The sequence below is a fragment of the Pseudonocardia kunmingensis genome, assembly GCF_006716445.1.
Taxonomy (GTDB): Bacteria; Actinomycetota; Actinomycetes; order Mycobacteriales; family Pseudonocardiaceae; genus Pseudonocardia; species Pseudonocardia kunmingensis.
Window position 1 is genome coordinate 1,965,566 of record NZ_VFPA01000001.1, and the last position, 22,166, is coordinate 1,987,731.

Genomic DNA, 22,166 nt, shown 5'->3' on the forward strand with positions numbered 1-22,166 from the left:
CGACCTACCCCACCCCGAGTGAGTGAACGCCGGACCGGCACGCTGCGTGATCACAGTGATCTCTAGTTGATCACTAATGGCGCAGAGGTGCAGGTCCAGCGGGTCACACAGCGTCGTCGGCCGCAGCGGCCGCCGCCGCGACCGCCGCCGACACGGCCGGCGCGACACGCGGGTCGAACGGGCTCGGCACGATCGACTCGGCCGTGAGGTCCTCGCGCGCGACGGAGAGGATCGCCTCCGCGGCGGCCAGCTTCATCGGCTCCGTGATCCGCCGCGCCCCCGCGTCGAGCGCCCCGCGGAACACGCCGGGGAACGCGAGCACGTTGTTGATCTGGTTCGGGAAGTCGCTGCGCCCGGTGGCGACGATCGCCGCGTGCCGCGCCGCGACCTCCGGGTGCACCTCGGGGTCGGGGTTGGAGAGCGCGAAGACGATCGCCTCGGGCGCCATCCGGGCGAGCAGCTCCTCGGGCAGCACCGCGCTGGAGAGGCCCACGAACACGTCGGCGCCCTGGAGGGCCTCGGCGATCCCGCCCGGGACGCCCCGCGGGTTGGTGACGGCGGCCAGCGCCGCCTTCTCCCCACCGCGGGTGTGGTCGAGCACGCCGCGCGAGTCGAGCACGACGACGTCGCGGATCCCGGCGGCCAGCAGGATGCGGGCGCAGGCCACGCCGGCGGCACCCGCCCCGGAGATGACCACGCGCAGCCCCGCCGGGTCGCGGTCCTGCACCGCGCAGGCGCCGCGCAGCGCCGCGAGCAGGACGATGGCGGTGCCGTGCTGGTCGTCGTGCATGACGGGGCAGTCGAGCGCCTCGACGAGCCTGCGCTCGAGCTCGAAGCAGCGCGGCGCGGCGACGTCCTCCAGGTTCACCGCACCGAAGCTCGGGCGCAGCCGCACGAGCGTCTCGACGATCTCGTCGACGTCCGTGGTGTCCAGCACCAGCGGGATCGAGTCCAGGTCGGCGAACGCCTTGAACAGCGCGGACTTGCCCTCCATCACGGGCAGCGCCGCGCGCGGGCCGATGTCGCCCAGCCCCAGCACGGCGGTGCCGTCGCTGACGACCGCGACGAGGCGGTTCGTCCAGGTGTAGCGGGCGGTGAGGCCGGGGTCGGCGGCGATGGCGCGGCTCACCTCGGCGACGCCCGGCGTGTAGGCGACGGCCAGGTCGCGCGCGTCGGCCAGCGGAGCGGTGAGCGCGGTGGCGAGCTTGCCGCCGCCGTGGGCGGCGAAGATCTCCTCGCGGGTGGGCAGGGTGCGTTCTCCAGCGATCGTCACGGGTCCACTTCCTCGTGCGGGTGCTCAGGGCATGCGCGCCGCGAGCTCTGCTCGGGGGGCGCGCGCTCGCCGTGCACCGGAGGTCGCGGGTCGCGACCGGTGCCGGACGGCCTCGCGCCGGCGACCGCAGGATGGTGCGGTGGGCCGGGCGAACGGGCTGTCGGGTTCGCGGTGATCCTACCGTGCCCCGCCGTCCCCGCCGCTCCTGCGTTCCGAGGGGTGACGAACCCGTCACGGGCGGCTGCGGAACCTCCGCGGCCGCGGCCACAACCGGGCGCGGACCACCGCCAGCACGTCCGCCGGGCCGAGCGAGCGCGAGTCGGTCGAGCCGTGGTCGTTGTCGCCGAGCACCCACCACCCCCGTTCCGCGGGCCGCGCGGCCCGCTTCACCGACAGCTGCTCGGGCCGGGACAACCAGCGGACCAGCACGATGTCACCCGCCCGGACCCGCCCACCGAACCGGACGAGCACGACGTCGCCGTCCCGCAACGTCGGAGACATCGACGGTCCACGCACGGCCACCCTTCGCCAGCGCACTCCCACCCCCTCGTCACCCTGCTGCACCCCGACGCCGGGAGTAGTGTCGGGCACGCCAGAACGATCACCATCCAGGGAGGACCCATGCGGCTGTTCACCCGCATTCTCCGCCCGCGGCTGGAGGCCACCGCGCACTGCGACCTCCCCTGCGGCGTGTACGACCCGGCGCAGGCCCGGATCGAGGCCGAGTCGGTGAAGGCCATCCAGGAGAAGTACCAGGGCAACGAGGACCCCGAGTTCCGCACCCGAGCCATCCACATCAAGGAGCAGCGGGCCGACCTGGTCAAGCACCACCTGTGGGTGCTGTGGACCGACTACTTCAAGCCCCCGCACTTCGAGAAGTACCCGGAGCTGCACGAGCTGTTCAACAAGGCCACGAAGAAGGCGGGCGGCGGCGCCGACGGCGCCAAGTCGTCGATGGACCCGGCCACCGGCCAGGAACTGCTCGACCTCATCGCCCAGATCGACAAGATCTTCTGGGAGACCAAGGCGGCTGCCTGATCACAGGCGTCGGAACGGCGCTGGCCCGCGGGAACGACCTCCCGTCGGTCAGCGCCGTTTCTCGTCGTCGGGTGCGCTTCCACGGCCCGCAGACGGGTCGGGACGGCCCAGCCAGGTCCCGCCTCGCCTCGATGCCGCACCGGCTCTTGCGTCGGTTCGCCCCAGCCCGTCGGGTAGGACGACTCCGACGAGCGGCGACGAGCGCGGCTCAGAGTGTCGGGGGGTCGGCCTAGCGTGGCGCCATCAGGGGGCATTCGCGGTCGACCTCGAGCGGCTGCTCCTGCCGGCGACCGGGAGAAGGAGAAGCTGATGGCGCAGCTCGGCGGCAAGGTGCGCATGCTGTTCGATGACAAGAACTTCGCTGTACTGTCGACGCTCGAACCGGACGGCAGGCCACATTCGACAGTGGTCTGGGTGAAGCGCGACGGAGATGACCTCCTGTTCGCGCTGCCGAAGAGCCGGCGCAAGACCAGGAACCTGAACCGGGACCCGCGGGCTGCTGTCGCGATTTTCGACGCCGCGAGGCCTTACGAGAGTGTCCAGGTGCAGGGCGTCGCCTCCGTCGTCGACGACCCGGACGGCACGCTGATCGATGAGCTGTCGCACAAGTACACGGGCGGACCGTACCCCGGGTTCGCCGGGCCGAACCCGCAATGGGTCACCGTGAGGATCACGGCCGACAAGGTGTTCAGTCCCTGGCCGAACTCATAGGGGCCCGCCCAGGTCCGCGCGCAGGTGGTCCGAACCTCCGGCAGCCCGTTCGGAGGACGAGTCATGCAGTCATGCTCTCCGCCCTCCCGCCGGCGCGCCCGCGCCGATCAACCGCATGGCCGAGGTCAGGCGGTGCTCCCCCCGTTCCGCGGCACGGGCGGCGCCCTCCGCGCGGATCCGGGCCAGCTCGCCCGGGTCCGCGAGCAGCTCGACGGTCCGCTCGCGGACCGGGCGCAGCGTCTCGACCACCGCGTCCGCCACGGCCTCCTTCAGCGCGCCGTAGGAGGTGAACCCGGCGGCCAGGTCCGCCGGACGGCCACCGCGGCAGCCGGCCAGGATCTCCAGCAGGTTGGCCACCCCGGGACGCTCGTCCGGCGCGTACACCACGTCGGCGCACCCGTCCGTCACGGCCCGGCGCACCTTGCGCCGGACCAGGTCGGGCTCGTCCAGCACGAACACCACGCCGGCGGCGTCCCGCGCGGACTTCGACATCTTCCGCGTCGGGTCGGTCAGGTCGCGCACCCGCGCGCCGGTCAGGGGCAGCACCGCCCGCGGCACCGTGAACACCTCGCCGTAGGTGCCGTTGAACCGCCGGGACAGCGCCCGCGCCAGCTCGACGTGCTGGTTCTGGTCCAAGCCCACCGGGACCTCCTCCGCGCCCTGCAACAGGATGTCCGCGGCCATCAGCACCGGGTAGGTCAGCAGGCTCAGCCGGACGCCGGCCTGCCCCCTGCCCTTCTCCTTGAACTGGATCATCCGTGCGGCCTCGCCGTAGCTGCAGGTGCACTCCAGGACCCACGTCAGCGCGCCCAGCTCGCGCGCCAGGTCCGACTGCACGAACACCCGCTCGGCCGGGATCCCGGAGGCCACCAGCACGGCCAGCATCTCGCTGGTCCGCGCCCGCAGCCGGCTCGGGTCGTGGCTCGTGGTCATCGCGTGCAGGTCGGACACGAAGTACAGGTCGTCCGGGCCGCCGTCGGACACCCAGCGCCGGACCGCGCCCAGGTGGTTGCCGAGGTGGGGGTGGCCGGACGGGGTGATCCCGGAAAGTCGCATCGGTGTGTCCTCGGGTCGGTGGCCGGCGCGCCACGGCCCCCGGGGAACGACGAAGGCCGCCTGCGCGGGCGGCCTTCGTGGTTGCTGCGTGTCAGCGCACGTGGGTGGAGCCGCCTGAGGGCGGCCACCAGGAGCTCGGGTAAGTGCGCACGTCGACAGCCTAGTGGTCGGTGCGAGCCGCACTTCACGGTCCCGGGATGATCGGCAGGACGGCCCGGATCGGCGTCGCACTAGGCTCCGTGCCCATGACCTCCGGCCGCGTCTTCCTGCTGCGCCACGGCGAGACCGAGTGGTCGCGCACCGGCAAGCACACCGGCCGCACCGACGTCCCCCTCACCGAGCGGGGCCGTGAGCTGGCCGCAGCCGCCGGTCGCGTCGTCGCGACGCTGCGCGCCGACGCGCCGCCCGCCCTCGTGCTGACCAGCCCGCGCTCCCGGGCGCAGGACACCGCCCACCTGGCCGGCTTCCGCGTCGACGCCGTCGACGAGCGCCTGGCGGAGTGGGACTACGGCGAGTACGAGGGCCGCACCACCCCGGAGATCCGCGAGACCGTGCCCGGCTGGACGGTGTGGACCCACCCCCACCCCGGGGGCGAGACGCCGCAGGACGTCACCGAGCGCGCGGACTCCCTCCTCGCGGACGCCCGCGCCCGGCTGGGGGCGGGCGACGTCGTGCTCGTCGGGCACGGCCACTTCAGCCGCGTCCTCGTCGCCCGCTGGATCGGGCTGCCCGCCACCGACGGCGTCCACTTCGCGATGGAGGCGGCGGGGTGGGCCGTCCTCGGCGAGGAGCGCGGCGTCCCCCGGCTCGACCACGTCAACCTGCGGCCGGTCACGCCGTGACCAGCCCTCCGAGCACCAGGAGGACCACGATGATCCGGGAAGCGCGGATCGACGACGTGCCCGCCGTCGTCGGGCTCGTGCACGAGCTCGCGGAGTACGAACGCGCCGCCTCGGCCTGCACCCTCACCGAGCCGCAGCTGCGCCACGCGCTGTTCGGCCCCGAGCCCGTCGCCCAGTGCCATGTCGCCGAGGCGGCGGGCGAGGTCGTGGGCTGCGCCATCTGGTTCCTCAACTTCTCGACCTGGACCGGCGTGGCCGGCATCCACCTCGAGGACCTCTTCGTGCGGCCCGCGCACCGCGGCAGCGGCCTCGGCCGCGCGCTGCTCGCCGCCCTCGCCGGCGTCTGCGCCGAACGCGGCTACGCGCGCCTGGAGTGGCAGGTGCTCGACTGGAACGAACCGTCGATCGGGTTCTACCGGGCACTGGGCGCCGTGCCGATGGACGAGTGGACGACCTTCCGCCTCGACGGCGCCGCGCTCGCCGGCTTCGCCGCCACCGCCGACCGCGGAGCACCCGCGCAGGTCGACTAGCGCCGGGCCACGGGCATCGCCCGGGCACTGGCCTCGAGCCGGGAACGGCGCGCCCACGGGAGATTCATGGTCAGATCGACACCAGGGCTGTTGGATCACCCAGAAATCGCCCTGGTGTCGATCTGATCAGTCATGCGCGGCCGTGTTCCGCGGAACGCGGCCGGCTTTGATCAGCAAGAGTGGTGGGAGAGCGACAGATCTGTCGCCTTGGCACCACTCCTGGCGATCACCTGAGGTGCAGCTCGCACCCGCGCCACCGCACGGACGTACCCGTCAGCGGGGCTGCGGAGGCGCGTCGGGCAGGTTCAGCCCCATCGACCAGGTCCTCGACGCCTCGCTGATCAGCAGCAGGAACGTGGCGACCACGACGACGCCGGCCACGATGCCGAGCAACAGCTGCCGGGACGGCCCGAGCAGGGTGTAGACGACGGGCAGCAGCAGGAGCTGCGTCACGATCGCCGGGGTGCGCGCCCAGCGGCGGCCACGGACCAGCCCGACCCCGACGGCGACGAGGGCCGCGCCGACGAGGGCGAAGTACCCGGCCTCCCCCACGATGTCGCCGACCGGCAGGCCCACGCCCTCGGCCGTCAGCGCCCGGACGACGAGCGCGACCGCGAAACCGAGCCCCACGAGGCCCTGCACGGCCACCAGCAGCCCGGCCAGCCGCACCTGGCGGGGCGGGCCCGCGACGGGGCCGTCCTGCGCGCTCACGGAGTCGAGGATAGGCCTCCGAACGCCCGGGCCTACGCTGTGCCCACACCTGCGCGCACTACCGCACGGTGCGGCTCCGGGCCGTGTCCGGTGCGCTACGCGTCGTCGTACGAGACGCGCAGCTCGCCGCAGCCGGACGCGCCCTGTCACCCGATGAGGTGACGGCAGGTGTCCACTCACCGATGCTCGTGGACCGTCGAGCCGATAAGGGCTCGCACCTGGGCAAACGTTGCTCCATGGTAGGTCACGGACAAGCGAGTGATCGCGAGTGGACTTCTCGCATGGTCCGGCCGATCCCGGGTATACGGGGCCGGTGGGCGGGACGAGGTCGATCGGTCATCGCAACGACCACGAGCTGGATGAGTACCGGATCAGTAACTGTCGGTACTGGGGATCGTTGCGGTGAGTGGGTGAGAGTGGTCACCTGGATGGACCTGGTCCCTTGAAGATCGAGGGCGCTCGTGAAATCATTCACAAGCGCGGACCACAAGACCGTGACAGACGATCGGCGCGACCCCGATCGCGCAAGCACAAGGAGCCGAGAGACCATGGATTGGCGTCACCGCGCTATCTGCCGCGACGAGGACCCCGAGCTGTTCTTCCCCGTGGGGACGAGCGGTCCTGCGCTGCTGCAGATCGCCGAGGCCAAGACCGTCTGCCGGCGCTGCCCTGTCACCAGTGAGTGCCTCGCGTGGGCACTCGAGAGCGGCCAGGACGCAGGCGTCTGGGGCGGTATGAGCGAGGACGAGCGGCGGGCGCTCAAGCGCCGTAATGCGCGTACGCGCGCACGCACTGCCTGAACCTCCCTAGTTCCCCAACCGCGGGCCCGAAGCCGGACTGCACCCGGCTCCGGGCCCGCGGTCGTTACACCGGGCGCACGCGGGGGGCAGCTCCGGAGGGGGCCGTCGGTCCGGGCGTCGCGACCTCGCTCGTCGAACCAGCGACCTCGTGTGCAGGCTAGCGCCCCCGCAACGAGAGCCTGATGACGGCCTCCGTTCCGCCCCCCGGACGCGGACGCACCTCGAGCGCGGAACCCAGCTCGGAGTCGACCAGCGTGCGGACGATCTGCAGGCCGAGGCCCGCGGATCGCTCCAGGTCGATGCCGTCCGGGATGCCCCGCCCGTCGTCGCCGACCACCACGTCGAGGGTCGTGTCCGACCGTTGCGCCGACACCACGACCTCGCCGGCCCGGCCGGGGTCGAAGGCGTGCGCGAGCGCGTTGTGCACCAGCTCCGTGAGCACGAGCACCAGCGGTGTGGCCAGCGCGGCGGGAAGCGTGCCGAAGCTGCCCTCCCGGCGGACCTTCGCCCGCGACTCGGCGGTGGCGCCGTCGCCGATGGCCGGCAGCACCTTGTCGACGAGCTCGTCGAGGTCCACGCGCTCCGCCACGGACACCGACAGCGCCTCGTGCACCAGCGCGATCGAGTTGACGCGCCGCACGCTCTCCGCGAGCGCGATCCGCGCCTCCGGGATCGCAGTGCGCCGCGCCTGCAGGCGCAGCAGCGCCGCCACCGTCTGCAGGTTGTTCTTGACCCGGTGGTGGATCTCCCGGATCGTCGCGTCCTTCGAGAGCAGGGCCATGTCGCGACGCCGCAGGTCGGTGACGTCGCGCACCAGCACCAGCGCACCGGCGGCGTCGCCGCGGGGCCGCAGCGGCAGCGCGCGCACCAGCATGACCGCGCCGCGGGCCCGCACCTCCATCCGCAGCGAGTGCTTGCCGTCCAGCGCCCCGTCGATCCGCGCGGCGACCTCCGCCGCGTCGAACGGGTCGTGGACCAGGTCGCGGGTGGCGTCGGAGAGCACGACGCCGACGAGGTCGCTCGCGTGGCCCATGCGGTGGTAGGCCGACAGCGCGTTGGGGCTGGCGTAGGCCACGAGGCCGTGCGCGTCGAGGCGGACCAGCCCGTCGCCCGCCCGCGGGCTCGTGACGGCACCGACCGTCTCCGCGCTGGGCGGGAAGGTGCCGTCGGCGACCATCTGGCACAGGTCGGAGGCACTGCCGAGGTAGGCGATCTCCAACGGGCTGGGCACGCGCGGCATCGCCAGGTTCGTGTCGCGTGAGAGCACCGCGATGACCGACCCGCCGAAGCGCACCGGGATCGTCTCGCGCCGCACCGGAACCTCGAGGTGCCAGCGCGGGTACTCCTCCCGGCAGATCCGCCCCTCGACGACCGCGCGCCGCAGCTGGGGGCTCTCGGCCGTCGTGACGCGCGCAGCGACGATGTCCTCGGGGTGCGCGGTGGGCGCCGTCGTGGGCCGGGCCTGCGCGATGCAGAGGAACTCCGCGCCACCGGCCAGCGGCACCCACAGCAGGAAGTCGGCGAACGACATGTCCGCCAGCAGCTGCCACTCCGCGACGACGCGCTGCAGGTGCTCGACCGCCTCGCCGCGCAACTCGGTCTGCTCGGCGAGCAGCTCACTCAGGGTCGACACCCGACGCCGCCTTCCGGTCCGTACTCGGCTCCATGAAACCACGTGGGAGGATCGGGGTTATCCCCCGGACGGAACGAGGAGGTCGAACATGTCGAAGCGCGCACGCAAGCGTCGCGACCGCAACAAGAAGGGCGCGAACCACGGCAAGAAGCCCAACACCTGAGCGTCGCCGGCTGGGGACGACGCGCCGCGTCGTCCCTGGCCCGCGTCCGCTAGCCGTGCTGCTCGACCCGGGTGCTGCGCACCTCGACCGTCGTGGTGGTGGTGCCCGCCGGGCCCTCCTCCACCTTCACCTCCGCCTGCTCCAGCACCGCCACGCGGATCTGCTGGCGCAACCGGTCCTTCAGGCCCGCCGGCGCGTGCTCGCCGCCGCACTTGGCCGCGAGGAGGCGCTTCAGCTTCTCGTCGAGGCCGTACTCGGACAGGCACGGCTCGCACTCGTCCAGGTGCTGGGCCAGCAGCCGCCGCCGCTCCTCGTTGCACTCGTGGTCGAGGAACAGCCAGACCTCGGCCAGCACCTCCGAGCAGTCCGTGTCGTGGTGGTTCCCGCAGCTCACGACGAGACCTCCTCATGCCGTCCGCGAAGGAAACCGCGGTCACGAGCGGTGTCGGTCAGCATGTCCCGCAGCTGGCGCCTGCCCCGGTGCAGCCGGGACATCACGGTGCCGATCGGGGTGCCCATGATGTCAGCGATCTCCTTGTAGGCGAAGCCCTCGACGTCGGCGAGGTACACCGCCATCCGGAAGTCGTCGGGAAGCTGCTGCAGCGCGGCCTTCACGTCGTTGTCCGGGAGCCGGTCCAGCGCCTCCATCTCGGCCGACGGCAGCCCCTGCGAGGTGTGTTCGCCGGCCTGGGCGATCTGCCAGTCGGTGATCTCCTCGGTGGGCGACTGCAACGGCTGGCGCTGCCGCTTCCGGTAGCCGTTGATGTAGCTGTTGGTCAGGATCCGGTACAGCCACGCCTTGAGGTTCGTGCCCGCGCGGAAGGTCCGGAAGGCGGAGTACGCCTTGAGGTAGGTCTCCTGCACGAGGTCCTCGGCGTCGGCCGGGTTGCGGGTCATCCGCAGGGCTGCGCCGTAGAGCTGGTCGATCAGCGGCATGGCGTCGCGCTCGAAACGGGCGACCCGCTCGTCGGCGGTCTCCTCCCGCTCGACCTGCTGGCCGCTCTGCTCGCCGGTCTGGGACTCGACGGTCCGGGACTCGACGGATCGCGCCGCGTCCTGCTCGGTGCCGGGCACCGCGCTCCTCTCACGCCGGGCCGCGCGCTCGGCGACCCCGGTGTCGGCCGCCGCTCTGGCGACCGCATGACGTGTCGAGGGTACGCCGCTCGCTCGATCCCGGCCCACGGGACGCACCGATCCGGTGGTGCGGGGGCCGTCCATCACTGCCTGTGCCACGGATGCGTCAACACCCGGCCGAGGTGGGTGATTCCCCGCGCAACGAACGCCTGGCATACCGTTCGCCCGTGGCAGGAAAGGGGACCCCGGCGACGGCGCTGCTCGCCGGGCGGGGCGTCGCGCACCAGGTGCACACCTACACCCACGGCGACGGGCAGGCGTACGGCCCGGAGGCCGCCGAACTGCTGGGCCTCGACCCCGAGCGGGTGTTCAAGACGCTCGTCGCGGAGGTGGACGGAACCCTCACCGTGGGCGTCGTGCCCGTGTCGGCCACGCTGGACCTGAAGGCGCTCGCCGCAGCCGTCGGCGGCAAGCGGGGCCGGATGGCCGACGTCGCGGCCGCCGAACGCGCCACCGGCTACGTCGCGGGCGGCATCTCCCCGCTGGGCCAGCGCAAGCGCCTCGCCACGGTCGTCGACGCCTCGGCGCAGCGCTGGGAGACGGTGTTCTGCAGCGGCGGACGCCGCGGCCTGGAGATCGAGCTCGCCCCGGCCGACCTGGTGCACCTCTGCGGGGCGACGGTGGCGCCGATCGCGAGCTGAGCGGGCAGGCTCAGCTCCGGCGGTGCCGGCTGCGGTAGGCCGCTGCCTTCGCGCGGTCCCCGCAGCCGCTCATCCCGCACCACCGGCGCCGCCGCCCGCGCGAGCGGTCGAGGAACGCGCGGGTGCAGGTGGCGTCGGCGCACGAGCGCAGCAGCCCCGCGGTGGACGGCTCGGCCAGCTCGATCCCGCTGCGCGCCACCGACGACAGCGCGGCGCCCACCGTCCCTCGACGCACCGGTCGACCGGTCGCGTCCAGTCGGAGCAGCACCGGCTCCACGGCCGCATACCGGTTGACGACCTCGCCGACCTCGACCGGCACCGGCTGCCCCGCCTCGAGCGCCACGACCAACCCGCGGATCGCGCCCCGTAGCTCCCTGGCGGCTGCCAGGTCGGCCGTGCTCACCTCGGGGGCGTGATCCAGCACGCCGGCCTCGGCCAGCCATGCGCCGAGGTCGGCCGGTGCGACGAGCAGCTCGGTCCGGCTGGTCGTCCACTCGGCGACCGTGCCGACGAAGTCGAGGGCGAGGTTCCCACCGACGAACTGGAACCGCACGTCACCATCTTGACCGGTGATGCACCGTCGGGCAACGCTGACGATGCTCACCGGTCGGACCGGTGACGGGGAGGGGATCGCGGTGGGCGCTGTGCTGCTGCGGTACGTGGTCGCGGCGGCGCTGGTGCGCGCCGCCTCGACCGGCGCGGCCGTGGCGCTCGTGGCGCTCGCCGTCGACGCGACGGGGCCGGGCGGGAACGGGCCCGCGGTCGGTGGTCTCCTCGCCGCGATGCTGACCGCGCCCACACTCCTCGGACCGGTCTGCGCGCGACCTCTGGACCGGGCCTGCGACGGCCGCTGGGTGCTGGCCGCCTCGTGCGTGCTCTTCGCGGGCGCGCTCGCGGTGGGGGCCGTGCTGGTCGGCCGCGCGCCGGTGGGCGTCGCCGCGGCCGTCATCGGCGTCGCGGGGCTCACCACACCACTGCTGACCGGCGGGTTGAGCAGCAGGCTCTCCGCGCTGGCCGACCCCGAGGTCGACGCCCAGCGGCGGGCCGAGGGCTGGGACGCCGTGACCTACGGCCTGGCCGGCACCGCCGGGCCTGCCGCGGTGGGCGCGATCGTCGCTGTGGCCACCCCGCTCGCATCGGTCGTCGGGCTCGCCTGCGCGGCGCTCGTCGGCGCCGCGCTGCTGACGACCCTCCCCCTGCCGAGGCCGTCCGGCGGGGACGCACCCGCGGCCGGACCCGGGCGGGTCGTCCGTCTGGTGGCGGCCCCCGGCCCGCTGCGACGGGTGCTGGTGGCGAGCACCCTCACCGCCGTCGCGGCGGGTGGGCTGCTCGTCGTCGCGGTGGTGCTCGGAGGCGAGCTGACAACCGCCGCCGGCGCCGGACCTGCGCTGGCCGCCGCGTTCGGTCTCGGCGGCCTCGGTGCCTCCGCCGTCGTCGCCGTGCTGCCGCTGCGCGCCGAGCCGGAGCGGCTGACGATCCGGCTGACCGCGGTGCTCGCCGTGGCGATCGCCGGGTGCGCCCTGGCACCCGGCTTCGGGTCGGCGCTGGTGGCGTTCGGCGTGGCGGGTGCGGTCAACGGGGTGCTGTTCCCCGCCTCGCTCGCGGCCCGCTCGACGTACTCACCACCGGAGGCCCGCGCCGGCGTCTTCGTCACGATGGCGGGCGCCAAGACGGCGGCCGCCTCGGCCGGCACGGCGGTCACCGGCATCGCACTGGCCCTCGGACCTCGCGCCGTCCTCGCCTGCTCGGCCGCCGTGGTCGCGGTCGCGGCGGTGGCGGCGGTGCTCGACCGCCGAGCGGCTCCCGGCCCGCCGGCCCCCGCACAGACCTCCACGCCCTGGCACGCCCGGTAGGAGGTGTGTGCCAGGCAGCCGAGGTATGTGCCGAACCCGCGAGGCTCCCGTCACCCAGCGCCCCGGTGGATCAGGAGACCGGCAGGGCCAGTAGTTGCGTCAGCCAGCTCGTCACCGCGGCGCGGAGGCCGTGGACGTCGGACTTGAGGCTGTGGTCGCCCCGCAGCAGCACCACGTCGCGGCCGGGCGCAGGCTCCGGGCGGCCGAACGGGTCGGTCTCGCCCTGCACCACCAGCACCGGAACGGTCGGCTGGGCGAGCTCGGGCAGCCGGTCCTTCTCCGGCCTGCCCGGCGGGTGCACGGGGAAGGCCAGGCACAGGACGCCCGCGGCCCCCGCCGCGGTGGCCGTCCGACACGCCACCCGGGCACCGGAGCTGCGCCCGCCGACGACAAGCGGCAGGTCCGGCCGCTCCGCCCGGACGTGCTCGACGACCGCCAGCCAGGCCGTGTCGAGCTGCCCGGCCGGCGCCGGGGCGCGGCGCCCCGCGACCCGGTAGGGCTGCTCGACAAGCCCCACGTGCACGCCGAGGGCGAGCGCGACGCCCGCCGTCGCGAGCAGGTCGGGTGCGCTCACTCCCCCGCCGGCACCGTGGCCGAGCAGGAGCAGGCCGCGTGCGTCGCCGTCGGCGTCGCGGCGGGTGATGCGGGCGGGGCCGTGGGGCGTGTCCACCTCGATGGTGGCGCCGGCAGACCTCTCGATGGCTGGCAACACGGGCGTCATGCTCGCACGGCGGTAGGCACCGCCGCGGCGTGAACGCGGCGAGGCGGGCACGACGACCGGTCGTTATCGCCGGGCCGGATCGCTCGTCAGGCCTTCATCCGCTGTCACGCCGCTCGAGTTCCCCAGCTACTACGGGATGAACTGGGACGCGCTGGACGAATGTCTCTACGAACTGCTCGTCCTGTCCGACGGCGGACTCGGGAGCTACTACGGCGAGCGGATGGGCCGCCGGGCGCGCAGCCTCGTCGTCACCGTTGCCGATGCCGAGCACCTTCTCGCGAACGAGCCGCCCCAGGCCTTCGAGACGTTCCTCGCCATCTTCGGTCAGATCGCCAGCAGGCCGGCCGACCCGTTGGGCCGGGACATCCCTCGGGGGCAACTCTTCGTGCTGTTCTCCGCCGACCCCACCAACCCGCCGGGCCCGCACTACCACCTCTCGGCGTGAACCTGCTCAGCTCGGGTTCGGCCCCGCCAGCAGATCCAGCTGCACCGGCTCCCGCACCTCCTCCGGCGGCAGCTCCTCCAGCAGCTGCGCTCCGTTGTTCCGCACGCTGTTCACCAGCGGCGACACCGGCCGCAGCTCGAGCCTGCCGATCAGGTCGAGCGACGGAGGCGTGATCAGCGACGCAACGGCGTCGTCGTCCGCGCCGCGGTCCGGGTCGAGCCAGGCCTCCCACGCCGAGGGCGGCAGCACCAGCGGCATCCGGTCGTGGATCTGCGCGAGCGGGCCGACGGCCTCGGTGGTGAGCACGGTGGCGGTCACCAGACCGTTGGGGTACTCGCCGTCCGGGTCGTCCTTGGGCTTCCAGAACTCCCACAGCCCGGCCATCGCCAGGGATGAGCCGTCGGCGTAGTGCGTGTAGTAGGGCTGCTTGTGTTCGGGTCCGCGCTGCCACTCGAACCAGCCGTCGGCGGGGATCAGGCAGCGCCGGGAGCTGAACGCCCGGCGGAATGCCGGCTTCGTCGCCACCGACTCGGAGCGCGCGTTGATCATCCGCGCTCCGGCCTTCGGGTCCTTCGCCCAGGACGGTACGAGGCCCCACCGCACCATCCGCAGCGTGCGCTCGGTCCGGTCCGGGTCGGGCGTTCCCTCGGCGTCGCGGGGGTGCCGCTCGACGACTGTGATGATCTGCTTCGTCGGGGCCACGTTGTAGTCGGCCTGCGCTGCGCCGTCGGTGGCGTCGACGGCCCGGAACTCGTCGGAGAGGTCCGCGGGGGCCTTGATGGAGGCGTATCGGCCGCACATGCCCCCATCGTGGCAGCCGGGTCCGACGAACGGCACTCTCGTCGGTACCTCGCAGACGAAAGTGCCGTTCGTCCGCTCGCCGGGGCCCGCCGGCCATGCGGAATCATGGTGGCGTGACCGCAGCCTGGCCCGCCCCGCACGCCACCACACCCGTCCGCGGCCGGGTGAGCGTGCCGGGCTCCAAGTCCGTGACCAACCGCGCCCTGCTGCTGGCGGCGCTCTCCGGCGGCGCGTGCACCGTCGATCACGCGCCCGCCTCCCGGGACACCGCGCTCATGGTGGGGGCGCTGCGCGCGCTGGGCGTCGCGGTCGAGGCCGACGGCGAGCGGGTCGTGTTCGGCGGGCACGACGGGCTGCGCGGCGGCGGTACCGTCGACTGCGGCCTCGCGGGCACCGTGATGCGCTTCGTGCCGCCCGCGGCGGCGCTCGCCGACGGCCCGGTCTCCTTCGACGGCGACCCGCGGGCACGGGAGCGCCCGATGGACACCGTGCTGGACGCGCTGCGCGCCCTCGGCGCCCGCGTCGACGGCTCCGCCCTCCCCTTCGTCCTGCACGGCACCGGCGGGCTCGCCGGTGGCGACGTGGTGATCGACGCCTCGGCGTCCTCGCAGTTCGTGTCGGGGCTGCTGCTGTCGGGCGCCCGCTACGACAAGGGCGTCACCGTCCACCACGACGGCAAGCCGGTGCCCTCGCTGCCGCACATCGAGATGACGGTCGCGATGCTGCGCGAGGCGGGGGTCGAGGTCGACGACGCCGAGCCGAACACCTGGCGCGTGGCCCCCGGCCCGATCGCGGCGCGCGACTGGAGCGTGGAGCCGGACCTGTCCAACGCCGCCGTGTTCCTGGCCGCCGCGGCGCTCACCGGCGGCGAGGTCACCGTCGCGGGCTGGCCGGGTGGCTCCACCCAGCCGGGCACCGAGATCCTCTCCGTCCTCGAGCAGGCGGGCTGCACCGTCACCCCCGGCCCGGACGGCATGACCGTGCGGGGGCCGTCCGAGCTCGCGGGGGTGGACGTCGACCTGCACGACGCCAGCGAGCTCACGCCCACCGTCGCCGCCGTCGCCGCGCTGGCCACCTCCCCGTCGCGCATCCGGGGCGTCGCCCACATCCGCGGCCACGAGACCGACCGGCTGGCCGCGCTGGCCACCGAGCTCTCGGCGCTCGGTGGAGACGTCGCGGAGACCCCGGACGGGCTGGAGATCCGGCCCGCGCCGCTCACCGCGCCGGACCGGCCGTGGCACGCCTACGCCGACCACCGGATGGCCACCGCGGGCGCGCTCGTCGGGCTGGCCGTGCCCGGGGTGGCCGTCGACGACATCGGTGCCACCGACAAGACGATCCCCGACTTCCCGTCCCGTTGGACGGCGCTGCTCGGGTGAGTCCCCGCGAGTACGACGAGACCGACGTCCGGGTGCGGCCCGGGCGCCGGGGGTCGCGGCCGCGCAGCAAACGCCGCCCGGAGCACGCCGACGCGGCCGAGGCCATGGTCACCGCGGTCGACCGCGGCCGCTGGACCTGCGCCCCCGACGGCGACGCGGACCGGCCGCCGGTCACCGCGATGCGTGCCCGCGAGCTCGGGCGCACGCCGATCGTCGTGGGCGACCGGGTGGGGCTGGTCGGGGACCTGTCCGGCGCGGTCGACACGCTCGCCCGGATCGTCCGGGTGCAGGAGCGGCGCACGGTCCTGCGGCGCACCGCCGACGACACCGACCCGTACGAGCGCGTGGTCGTGGCGAACGCCGAGCAGCTGGTGATCGTCACGGCGGTGGCCGACCCGGTCCCGCGCACCGGCTTCGTGGACCGCTGCCTGGTGGCGGCCTACGCGGGCGGGTTGACGCCCGTGCTGTGCCTGACCAAGGCCGACCTCGCCGACCCGGAGCCGTTCGCGGCCCAGTACCGCGACCTGGACCTGCCCGTGCTCGTCACCCGGCGCGACCACGACCCCGCACCGCTCGCCGCCGCCCTCGCCGGGAAGGTCTCGGCGCTGGTGGGGCACTCAGGTGTCGGCAAGTCCACGCTGGTCAACGCCCTGGTCCCGGAAGCCAGCCGCGCCGTGGGCGTGGTCTCCGCCGTCGGCAAGGGCCGCCACACGACGACGGCGGCGCTCGCGCTCGCCCTGCCCGAGGATCGCGGCGCGGGCTGGGTGGTCGACACGCCGGGCATCCGCTCGTTCGGGCTCGCCCACGTCACCCCGGACGACGTTCCCGCGGCGTTCGACGACCTCGCGGAGGCGATCGAGGACTGCCCGCGCGGCTGTGGCCACCTCGGGCCGCCGGCGGACCCGGAGTGCGCGCTCGACACGCTCGTGGCCGACGGGAAGCTCGGTCCCGGTCGGCTCGCCGCGCTGCGGCGGGTCCTGGTGGCCCTGCACTGACCCGTGCGGGATGGCAGTGTCGTACCCATGACGGCCGGAGAGGAGCGCTCGCCGCTGCGGATCGGCAACGCGGAGCGCACGGCGGCCCTGAAGGCGCTCGACGAGCACCTCGCGGCGGGCCGCCTGGACGTCGACGAGTACGCCGACCGCTCGGCCGCCGCGGCCGGCGCCGTGGTCGCGGCCGATCTCGCCGACCTGTTCACCGACCTGCCCGAGCCGCACCCGCCGCTACCCGGTGGTCCGGCCGCGCCGCCACCGACCGCGCCGCTCCCGGTGGCACCGCCGGCGGGCGAGGTCGCCCCGCCGCAGCCCGGAACGCTGGAGCGCTGGGCACCTCAGCTCATGGGGGTGGCGGTGGTCGTCGCGATCGGGCTGTTCCTGCTCACCCGGCAGGGCGTGCTGATGCTGCTGATCCCGCTGGCGGCCGTGCTGCTGTGGGCGGGGCGGCGGCAGTGAACGGTGCGGCCCACCACCACGGCGATCGCCCTGCCCCTGGGCGTCAGCGTTGCGGTCGAGGGGAACGGCGGGGGGCGGCCTGGACGTGCGCGGGCCGACCGGCGCCGAGACCGGTGACCGCCAGCAGCGCCGCGGTGGCGGCGAGGCCGAGCAGGGGCGGCGTCCAGCTCGTGGTGCTGTCGTGGAGGGCGCCGAACAGGACGGGCCCGAACGCGGCGAGCAGGTAGCCGATGGATTGGGCCATGCCTGACAACGCGGCGGTGTGGGCGGCGTCGGAAGCGCGGAGGCCGATGAACGACAGCGCGAGCACCAGGCAGGCGCCGCCGCCGAGGCCCACGACGGCGACCCAGGCCAGGGCCGCGGAAGGAGCGAGCGCGAGGCCGAGGTAGCCGACGAGGCAGCACAGCGCGGCGGTGACGGCGACCCGTCGCTGATCGGTGACCTGGCGGGTCACCAACGGGAGAACGAGGCTGGCGGCCAGCGCGACGAACTGGTAGCCGAACAGGGCCCAGCCGGCGGTGGCGCTGGTGGCGCCTCGGCTCTCCAGGATGCTGGGTAGCCAGGCGATCATCACGTAGAACCCGAGCGACTGCAGCCCCATGAAGCCGGTGACCTGCCACGCCAGCGGGGACCGCCATGGCATGGCGACCGGACGCCGGGGATGGGTGGACCCGGTGGGCGGGAAACCCGGGCTCTGACGTACGGCATGCGGAGCCCAGAGGGCCGCAGTGATCAACGCCAGCCCGGCCCAGCAGCCGAGGGCGAGGCGCCACCCGTCGGGCTCGCTTCCCGCGATCGGTACCGCGAACCCGGAGGCCAGCGCGGCGACGAGGCCCATGACGGTCACGTACGTCCCGGTGAGCACCCCGACCCGGTCGGGGAAGTAGTACCGGATCACCTCGGGCAGCAGGACGTTGCCGACCGCGATGGCCGCGCCGAGCATGACGGTGCCGGTGAACAACGCGCCCGCGGCGGGCAGCGAGCGAACCACGATCCCGGCGGTGAGGACCACCAGCGCGACCAGCAGAGCGCGTTCGCGGCCCAGGCGGCGGGCCAGCCCCGGGGCGATCGGCGAGAACGCGGCGAACGCCAGCAGCGGAAGGGTGTTGAGGAGCCCCGCAGCGGATGCCGAGAGCCCGAGGCCGCGTCCGATCGGGTCGAGCACCGGGCCGACGACGGTCAGTGCGGCGCGCAGGTTGGCTGCGATCAGCACGCTGCCGGCGACCAGCAGCGCCACCGGTGCGGTGCGGTGGTGGTCCGGCCGGCCGGCCGCGGTGGGAGCGGGATGTCGGCGGATCACGACGTCCCCCGCCGCGGATCGTCGGGCTGGTCGTCCGGTTCGGCGTCCTGAGAGGCGGCGACGATGCCGATGGCGGCGCGCTGCGCGGCCGGAACGTCGCCTGCGGCGATGGCCTCCACCAGGGCCGCGTGGCGGTGGCGTTGTTCGGCGGCCAGGTGTTCGCGACCGAGGGCGCGCGTGGCCACCGACGCGACGCGGGCGCTCCCGAGGCTGTCGTACAGCTCGGTCAGCAGGTCATTACCGGCGCACGCCACCACCGCACGGTGCAGCTCCGCGTCCGCGCGCAGGAACGCGGCGGTGTCGCCGCCGGCATCGAGCTCGAGCAGGCGGGCGAGCAGCACCCGGAGGTGCTCCACGTCGTGGGGGCGACGGCGCGCGGCGGCGAACCCCGCTGCATGCTGCTCCAACACGGCCCGCACCTCGAAGGCCTCCGCCGTGCCGGTCCGGTGCACCCGGCGGGCCAGCGAGGCCTCGAGCTCACTGGACGCCCGGACGTAGGTGCCGTCCCCGGGCCGGGACTCGAGCAGGCCGAGGTACACGAGTGCTCGCAGCGCCTCGCGCACGGTGTTCCGGCTGACGCCGAGATCGGCGACCAGGTCGTGCTCCGGGGGAACCCGGGTCCCGACCGGCCAGCGACCCGAGGAGATGAGCTCGAGGAGCTGGTCGGCGACCTGGCGGGACAGCGGGATCGTCCGGGCCGGTGCGCGCAGCCCGCTCGGGGAGGCGCCCGAGATCTCCGGGCCGTGCTCCGCCGCGGCCGCGCCGTGGCGGGGCCGGGGGCCGGGTCGTGCGCCGGTCGGCGGGGTCGGCGGGATCACGGCAGCCGGCGGGGTCGCCGGCTGCGACACTGGCCAAATGTAGGGCAGCTGGTCATAGGACTGAACCTAGCAGACCTGCGAGCAAGGGTCAGCGCACAGCGCCGGGGCGAACCGGGCCCACCCGTTCCGGCGTGCGCTGCGGTCAGCCGACCTCCACCAGGAACGCCACCTCGGAGGGGTCGTACCAGGCCAGCTCGTGGTCCTCGGCCTCGCCGACCAGGAACTCGGCGTCGAGGTCGCCCATGTCGGCGGCGTCGACCGCGCCGGAGGCCTGGCGCACCGCGTACGCGGCCTCCTCGGTGTCGACGTGCACCGCCGCGATCGACTCGAACGGCACCGAGCCGGCGATGCGCACGACGCCGTCGTCGAGGTCGGGGCGCAGCGTGACGTCGTCCAGGTCGGCCGCCACCACCACCCGGCGGGCCGGTGTGGTGTCCTCCCCGAGCCCGAACTCCACGGCGAGCAGCCGCAGCGAAGCCCGGGCAGCCTGGTTCATCGCGGCGTACTCGAGCTCCTCGTCGTCGCCGCTGGTGTAGGCCTCGCGCAGGGCGGGCGTGAGGGCGAACGCGGTGCCGCCGATCGGGTCCAGGACGCCGTTCTTGACCAGCGAGCGGAGCATCGGCCACGTGGCCGGGACGTAGACGCGCATCGGCTCAGGCCACCGTGCTCAGGAGCTCGTCGAGCGACTCGTCGACCAGCCCGGCCAGCACGTCGACGTCGGGCATCGCGTCGCGGTCGCCGTTGAACCCGTAGTAGACGCCCCCGTCGTAGGAGGTGAGCCCGATCGCGAGCGCCTGGCCCTTCGCCAGCGGCACGACCGGGAACATCTCGAGCATCCGGGCACCTGCGGCGTACAGCGGGAACTGCGGTCCCGGCACGTTCGTCACCACCAAGTTGAAGATCCGCTTCGAGAACCCGCTCGCGGCGCGCGCCCCCAGGGCGTGCAGCGTAGGCGGGGCGAACCCGCCGATGCGGACCAGGGTGTCGGCACCGACGGACTGGCCGTTCGAGGTGTGCTCGCGCATCGCGTGCGTGACGTGGTGCAGGCGCACCACCGGGCTGGGCTCCCCCACCGGCAGGTCCACGAGGAAGGACGACACCCGGTTGCCCAGCGACCCCGCGGTGGCCGAGCTCGGCACGTCGGCCTCCCCGCGCACCGACAGCGGCACCATCGCACGCACCGTCGCGGACGGGGTGACCGGCTCGCCGCGGGAGAGCAGCCAGTTGCGCAGCGCCCCCGCCACGACGCTCAGCACGACGTCGTTGACGCTGCAGCCGTGCGCCGCCCGCACCCGCCGGTAGTCCTCGAGCTCGGTGCGGGCGATCGCGAACCGGCGTTGCGTGGAGATGCCCACGTTGAGGGGCGTGCCGGGGGCCGGCCTGCTCGCCGTCCACGCCATCGAGAACAGCGTGGCCGCAGCACCGGTGATCTTGCCGACGGTGGCCACGGCGTCGCCGGTGGCCACGCGCACGTTGTCGACGATCTCGCCGGGCCGCGCCACCGCCTCCGCGACCGCCCCGAGCACCAGCTCCGCGCCCGACGGCTCCGGCCGGGGCATCCACAGCTCCTCGGGCACCACCCGCGGCTCGGCCGAGACGTCCAGGAGCACCTGGCCGATGTCGATCGCGCTGATCCCGTCGACCATCGCCTGGTGGGTCTTCGTGACGACCGCCGTGCGGCCCCGCGCCAGCCCTTCGACCAGGTACATCTCCCAGAGCGGACGGGTGTGGTCGAGCGGGCGCGACATCAGCCGGGCGACGAGCTCGGTGAGCTGCTCGTCCGATCCCGGCTTGGGCAGGGCGGAACGCCGCACGTGGTAGGCCACGTCGAAGTCGGGGTCGTCGATCCACACCGGCCGGGCGAGGTTGCCCGGCACGTGGCGGACCTTCTGCCGGTAGCGCGGCACGAGCGCGATGCGCTGCTCGATCAGGTCGACGAGCCGGTCGTAGTCGAACCCGGCCCGCGGCCGCCGGAAGACCGACACCGCGCCGACGTGCATCGGCGTGGTCGGCGCCTCCAGGTACAGGAACGAGGCGTCGAGGGCGGAGAGCCGGGGCGGCATCCCCCGATCCTAGGCTCGGTGCATGAGCGGCGAGCGGTCCCCGAAGGACACATTCATCACCGTCTACGGCCGCAAGCCGGTGCTCGAGGCCCTCGACGACCGGGAGCTGCGGGTGGACAAGGTCGTCCTCGCCGAGGGTCTGCGCGGCCAACCGGTGCAGGCCATCCTCGACGGCGCCCGCAGGCGGGGGGTGCCGGTGCAGCGCGCGTCGGCGCACCGCGTCAAGGTCCTCGCCGGCAACGGGCGGCACGACCAGGGCGTGCTCGCCGACGTCGTCGCGCCGCGGATGGCACCGGTCGCCGAGTTCACCGACGCGCTGGCACCCGGCGCCCCTGCGGCCGTGCTCGTGCTGGACCGGCTCACCAACCCCGCGAACGTCGGCATGATCCTGCGCAGCGCCACCGCCGCGGGCCTGGACGGGGTGCTGCTGCCCCGCCGCGGCCTGCCCGCGATCGACCCGCTGGTCGTGAAGGCGTCGGCCGGCGTCGCCTTCCGGGCCCCCGTGCTGCGCTCGGCGACCGTCGAGGAGGGGTGCGCCGCGCTCGCCGACGCCGGGTTCGCCCTGTACGGCCTCGACGCGGGTGGCGACTCGCTCCTCGGGGCTGCGCTGCCCGACCGCGTGGCGCTCGTGCTGGGCAACGAGACCGACGGGCTGTCCGGGTCGGTCCGCCCGCTGCTGGAGGGCCTGCTCGCGATCCCGATGCACGGCGGCGTCGAGTCGCTCGGCGTGGCCAGCGCCGGCGCCGTCGCGGCGTTCGAGCTCTCGCGGCGGCGGCACCCGGTCGGGGCATAGGTTCGGGAAC

At 74.1% G+C, this 22,166-nt stretch carries 26 protein-coding genes and 1 pseudogene; 13 read left to right on the top strand and 14 right to left on the bottom strand.

What is annotated here, in order from left to right; genetic code table 11:
* Positions 1 to 103: 103 nt before the first annotated feature.
* A complete protein-coding gene (locus tag FB558_RS09295) occupies positions 104 to 1,273 on the bottom strand; it encodes an NAD(P)-dependent malic enzyme (RefSeq protein ID WP_142050392.1) in 1,170 nt (389 codons plus the stop codon).
* 231 nt (positions 1,274 to 1,504) lie between these two features.
* The gene (locus FB558_RS09300) at positions 1,505 to 1,864 is read right to left on the bottom strand and encodes a S26 family signal peptidase (RefSeq protein ID WP_342787296.1); all 360 of its coding nucleotides are present in this window, start codon (positions 1,862 to 1,864) and stop codon (positions 1,505 to 1,507) included.
* Positions 1,865 to 1,894: 30 nt separating this feature from the next.
* Between FB558_RS09300 and sodN the strand changes: the two genes are divergently transcribed.
* The gene (gene sodN / locus FB558_RS09305; RefSeq protein WP_142050398.1) at positions 1,895 to 2,311 is read left to right on the top strand and encodes a superoxide dismutase, Ni; all 417 of its coding nucleotides are present in this window, start codon (positions 1,895 to 1,897) and stop codon (positions 2,309 to 2,311) included.
* Between the two features lie 309 nt (positions 2,312 to 2,620).
* A complete protein-coding gene (locus FB558_RS09310) occupies positions 2,621 to 3,022 on the top strand; it encodes a PPOX class F420-dependent oxidoreductase (RefSeq protein WP_142050403.1) in 402 nt (133 codons plus the stop codon).
* Between the two features lie 69 nt (positions 3,023 to 3,091).
* On the opposite strand, the gene trpS is transcribed toward FB558_RS09310, so the two are convergent.
* Positions 3,092 to 4,078: a tryptophan--tRNA ligase gene (trpS, locus tag FB558_RS09315; protein ID WP_142050406.1), complete on the bottom strand. Its 987-nt coding sequence runs from the start codon at positions 4,076 to 4,078 to the stop codon at positions 3,092 to 3,094.
* A gap of 245 nt (positions 4,079 to 4,323) precedes the next feature.
* Between trpS and FB558_RS09320 the strand changes: the two genes are divergently transcribed.
* The gene (locus tag FB558_RS09320; protein ID WP_142050409.1) at positions 4,324 to 4,920 is read left to right on the top strand and encodes an acid phosphatase; all 597 of its coding nucleotides are present in this window, start codon (positions 4,324 to 4,326) and stop codon (positions 4,918 to 4,920) included.
* A gap of 29 nt (positions 4,921 to 4,949) precedes the next feature.
* Positions 4,950 to 5,450, top strand: a complete 501-nt coding sequence (locus FB558_RS09325) for a GNAT family N-acetyltransferase (protein ID WP_142050413.1) — start codon at positions 4,950 to 4,952, stop codon at positions 5,448 to 5,450.
* Between the two features lie 273 nt (positions 5,451 to 5,723).
* Here FB558_RS09325 and FB558_RS09330 read toward each other — a convergent pair whose 3' ends face one another.
* Positions 5,724 to 6,161 carry a hypothetical protein gene (locus tag FB558_RS09330; protein ID WP_246106335.1) on the bottom strand — a complete coding sequence of 146 codons (438 nt, stop codon included), beginning with the start codon at positions 6,159 to 6,161 and terminating at the stop codon, positions 5,724 to 5,726.
* Between the two features lie 548 nt (positions 6,162 to 6,709).
* Here FB558_RS09330 and FB558_RS09335 point away from each other — a divergent pair.
* Positions 6,710 to 6,961 carry a WhiB family transcriptional regulator gene (locus FB558_RS09335; protein ID WP_094923777.1) on the top strand — a complete coding sequence of 84 codons (252 nt, stop codon included), beginning with the start codon at positions 6,710 to 6,712 and terminating at the stop codon, positions 6,959 to 6,961.
* A gap of 157 nt (positions 6,962 to 7,118) precedes the next feature.
* Here FB558_RS09335 and FB558_RS09340 read toward each other — a convergent pair whose 3' ends face one another.
* Positions 7,119 to 8,594 (bottom strand): sensor histidine kinase, encoded by a 1,476-nt coding sequence (locus FB558_RS09340; RefSeq protein ID WP_142050416.1) that lies wholly within the window; start codon positions 8,592 to 8,594, stop codon positions 7,119 to 7,121.
* Between the two features lie 88 nt (positions 8,595 to 8,682).
* Here FB558_RS09340 and FB558_RS45655 point away from each other — a divergent pair, with 88 nt between their 5' ends.
* Entirely contained in the window at positions 8,683 to 8,757 is a 75-nt protein-coding gene (locus tag FB558_RS45655) for a 50S ribosomal protein bL37 (RefSeq protein WP_369805044.1), read from the top strand.
* Positions 8,758 to 8,806: 49 nt separating this feature from the next.
* On the opposite strand, the gene rsrA is transcribed toward FB558_RS45655, so the two are convergent.
* Both rsrA and FB558_RS09355 read right to left on the bottom strand, forming a co-directional pair.
* Positions 8,807 to 9,151 (bottom strand): mycothiol system anti-sigma-R factor, encoded by a 345-nt coding sequence (gene rsrA, locus FB558_RS09350; RefSeq protein ID WP_142050422.1) that lies wholly within the window; start codon positions 9,149 to 9,151, stop codon positions 8,807 to 8,809.
* Positions 9,148 to 9,831, bottom strand: a complete 684-nt coding sequence (locus FB558_RS09355; protein WP_142050425.1) for a sigma-70 family RNA polymerase sigma factor — start codon at positions 9,829 to 9,831, stop codon at positions 9,148 to 9,150. Before FB558_RS09355 ends, rsrA begins: the two co-directional genes overlap by 4 nt.
* A gap of 227 nt (positions 9,832 to 10,058) precedes the next feature.
* On the opposite strand from FB558_RS09355, the gene ybaK reads away from it, so the two are divergent.
* Entirely contained in the window at positions 10,059 to 10,532 is a 474-nt protein-coding gene (gene ybaK, locus FB558_RS09360) for a Cys-tRNA(Pro) deacylase (protein ID WP_142050428.1), read from the top strand.
* Positions 10,533 to 10,542: 10 nt separating this feature from the next.
* Here ybaK and FB558_RS09365 read toward each other — a convergent pair whose 3' ends face one another.
* A complete protein-coding gene (locus FB558_RS09365) occupies positions 10,543 to 11,085 on the bottom strand; it encodes a CGNR zinc finger domain-containing protein (protein ID WP_142050431.1) in 543 nt (180 codons plus the stop codon).
* A 19-nt stretch (positions 11,086 to 11,104) separates the two neighbouring features.
* On the opposite strand from FB558_RS09365, the gene FB558_RS43175 reads away from it, so the two are divergent.
* Positions 11,105 to 12,385, top strand: coding sequence for an MFS transporter (locus tag FB558_RS43175; RefSeq protein WP_170231253.1), 1,281 nt, complete (start codon positions 11,105 to 11,107; stop codon positions 12,383 to 12,385).
* A gap of 70 nt (positions 12,386 to 12,455) precedes the next feature.
* Here the strand turns inward: FB558_RS43175 and FB558_RS09375 are convergent, their stop codons facing one another.
* A complete protein-coding gene (locus FB558_RS09375) occupies positions 12,456 to 13,097 on the bottom strand; it encodes an alpha/beta hydrolase family protein (RefSeq protein ID WP_246106336.1) in 642 nt (213 codons plus the stop codon).
* A gap of 133 nt (positions 13,098 to 13,230) precedes the next feature.
* Between FB558_RS09375 and FB558_RS09380 the strand changes: the two are divergent.
* Positions 13,231 to 13,551 (top strand): annotated as a pseudogene (locus tag FB558_RS09380) (barstar family protein); the annotation flags it as partial.
* Positions 13,552 to 13,557: 6 nt separating this feature from the next.
* On the opposite strand, the gene FB558_RS09385 reads toward FB558_RS09380, so the two are convergent.
* Entirely contained in the window at positions 13,558 to 14,352 is a 795-nt protein-coding gene (locus FB558_RS09385; protein WP_142050441.1) for an SOS response-associated peptidase, read from the bottom strand.
* A gap of 113 nt (positions 14,353 to 14,465) precedes the next feature.
* Here FB558_RS09385 and aroA point away from each other — a divergent pair, with 113 nt between their 5' ends.
* The 3 genes from aroA to FB558_RS45155 are packed head-to-tail and all read left to right on the top strand — an operon-like array spanning position 14,466 to position 17,182.
* On the top strand, positions 14,466 to 15,731 hold the full coding sequence (aroA, locus tag FB558_RS43875) for a 3-phosphoshikimate 1-carboxyvinyltransferase (protein WP_142050444.1): 1,266 nt from the start codon (positions 14,466 to 14,468) through the stop codon (positions 15,729 to 15,731).
* On the top strand, positions 15,728 to 16,726 hold the full coding sequence (rsgA, locus tag FB558_RS09395) for a ribosome small subunit-dependent GTPase A (RefSeq protein WP_142050447.1): 999 nt from the start codon (positions 15,728 to 15,730) through the stop codon (positions 16,724 to 16,726). Before aroA ends, rsgA begins: the two co-directional genes overlap by 4 nt.
* A 27-nt stretch (positions 16,727 to 16,753) precedes the next feature.
* On the top strand, positions 16,754 to 17,182 hold the full coding sequence (locus FB558_RS45155) for a DUF1707 SHOCT-like domain-containing protein (RefSeq protein ID WP_142050450.1): 429 nt from the start codon (positions 16,754 to 16,756) through the stop codon (positions 17,180 to 17,182).
* A 43-nt stretch (positions 17,183 to 17,225) separates the two neighbouring features.
* Here the strand turns inward: FB558_RS45155 and FB558_RS09405 are convergent, their stop codons facing one another.
* The 4 genes from FB558_RS09405 to FB558_RS09420 all read right to left on the bottom strand — a co-directional run bounded on the left by FB558_RS09405 (position 17,226) and on the right by FB558_RS09420 (position 21,363).
* Positions 17,226 to 18,482 (bottom strand): CynX/NimT family MFS transporter, encoded by a 1,257-nt coding sequence (locus tag FB558_RS09405; RefSeq protein WP_246106337.1) that lies wholly within the window; start codon positions 18,480 to 18,482, stop codon positions 17,226 to 17,228.
* The gene (locus tag FB558_RS09410) at positions 18,479 to 19,330 is read right to left on the bottom strand and encodes a FadR/GntR family transcriptional regulator (RefSeq protein ID WP_142050454.1); all 852 of its coding nucleotides are present in this window, start codon (positions 19,328 to 19,330) and stop codon (positions 18,479 to 18,481) included. Before FB558_RS09410 ends, FB558_RS09405 begins: the two co-directional genes overlap by 4 nt.
* Before the next feature lie 112 nt (positions 19,331 to 19,442).
* Entirely contained in the window at positions 19,443 to 19,949 is a 507-nt protein-coding gene (locus FB558_RS09415; protein WP_142050457.1) for a DUF6912 family protein, read from the bottom strand.
* A gap of 4 nt (positions 19,950 to 19,953) precedes the next feature.
* Positions 19,954 to 21,363, bottom strand: coding sequence for a WS/DGAT/MGAT family O-acyltransferase (locus FB558_RS09420; RefSeq protein ID WP_142050460.1), 1,410 nt, complete (start codon positions 21,361 to 21,363; stop codon positions 19,954 to 19,956).
* Between the two features lie 22 nt (positions 21,364 to 21,385).
* Here FB558_RS09420 and FB558_RS09425 point away from each other — a divergent pair, with 22 nt between their 5' ends.
* On the top strand, positions 21,386 to 22,156 hold the full coding sequence (locus FB558_RS09425) for a TrmH family RNA methyltransferase (RefSeq protein WP_142050463.1): 771 nt from the start codon (positions 21,386 to 21,388) through the stop codon (positions 22,154 to 22,156).
* Positions 22,157 to 22,166: the final 10 nt, after the last annotated feature.

Excerpts from the sequence above, each read along its gene's own strand:
- FB558_RS09420 (WP_142050460.1), bottom strand. The coding sequence starts at position 21,363 with ATGCCGCCCCGGCTCTCCGCCCTCGACGCCTCGTTCCTGTACCTGGAG.
- FB558_RS09325 (WP_142050413.1), top strand. The coding sequence starts at position 4,950 with ATGATCCGGGAAGCGCGGATCGACGACGTGCCCGCCGTCGTCGGGCTC.
- FB558_RS09335 (WP_094923777.1), top strand. The coding sequence starts at position 6,710 with ATGGATTGGCGTCACCGCGCTATCTGCCGCGACGAGGACCCCGAGCTG.
- FB558_RS09415 (WP_142050457.1), bottom strand. The coding sequence starts at position 19,949 with ATGCGCGTCTACGTCCCGGCCACGTGGCCGATGCTCCGCTCGCTGGTC.
- sodN (WP_142050398.1), top strand. The coding sequence starts at position 1,895 with ATGCGGCTGTTCACCCGCATTCTCCGCCCGCGGCTGGAGGCCACCGCG.
- FB558_RS09385 (WP_142050441.1), bottom strand. The coding sequence starts at position 14,352 with ATGTGCGGCCGATACGCCTCCATCAAGGCCCCCGCGGACCTCTCCGAC.
- FB558_RS09425 (WP_142050463.1), top strand. The coding sequence starts at position 21,386 with ATGAGCGGCGAGCGGTCCCCGAAGGACACATTCATCACCGTCTACGGC.
- FB558_RS09320 (WP_142050409.1), top strand. The coding sequence starts at position 4,324 with ATGACCTCCGGCCGCGTCTTCCTGCTGCGCCACGGCGAGACCGAGTGG.
- FB558_RS45155 (WP_142050450.1), top strand. The coding sequence starts at position 16,754 with ATGACGGCCGGAGAGGAGCGCTCGCCGCTGCGGATCGGCAACGCGGAG.
- FB558_RS09310 (WP_142050403.1), top strand. The coding sequence starts at position 2,621 with ATGGCGCAGCTCGGCGGCAAGGTGCGCATGCTGTTCGATGACAAGAAC.
- trpS (WP_142050406.1), bottom strand. The coding sequence starts at position 4,078 with ATGCGACTTTCCGGGATCACCCCGTCCGGCCACCCCCACCTCGGCAAC.
- FB558_RS43175 (WP_170231253.1), top strand. The coding sequence starts at position 11,105 with ATGCACCGTCGGGCAACGCTGACGATGCTCACCGGTCGGACCGGTGAC.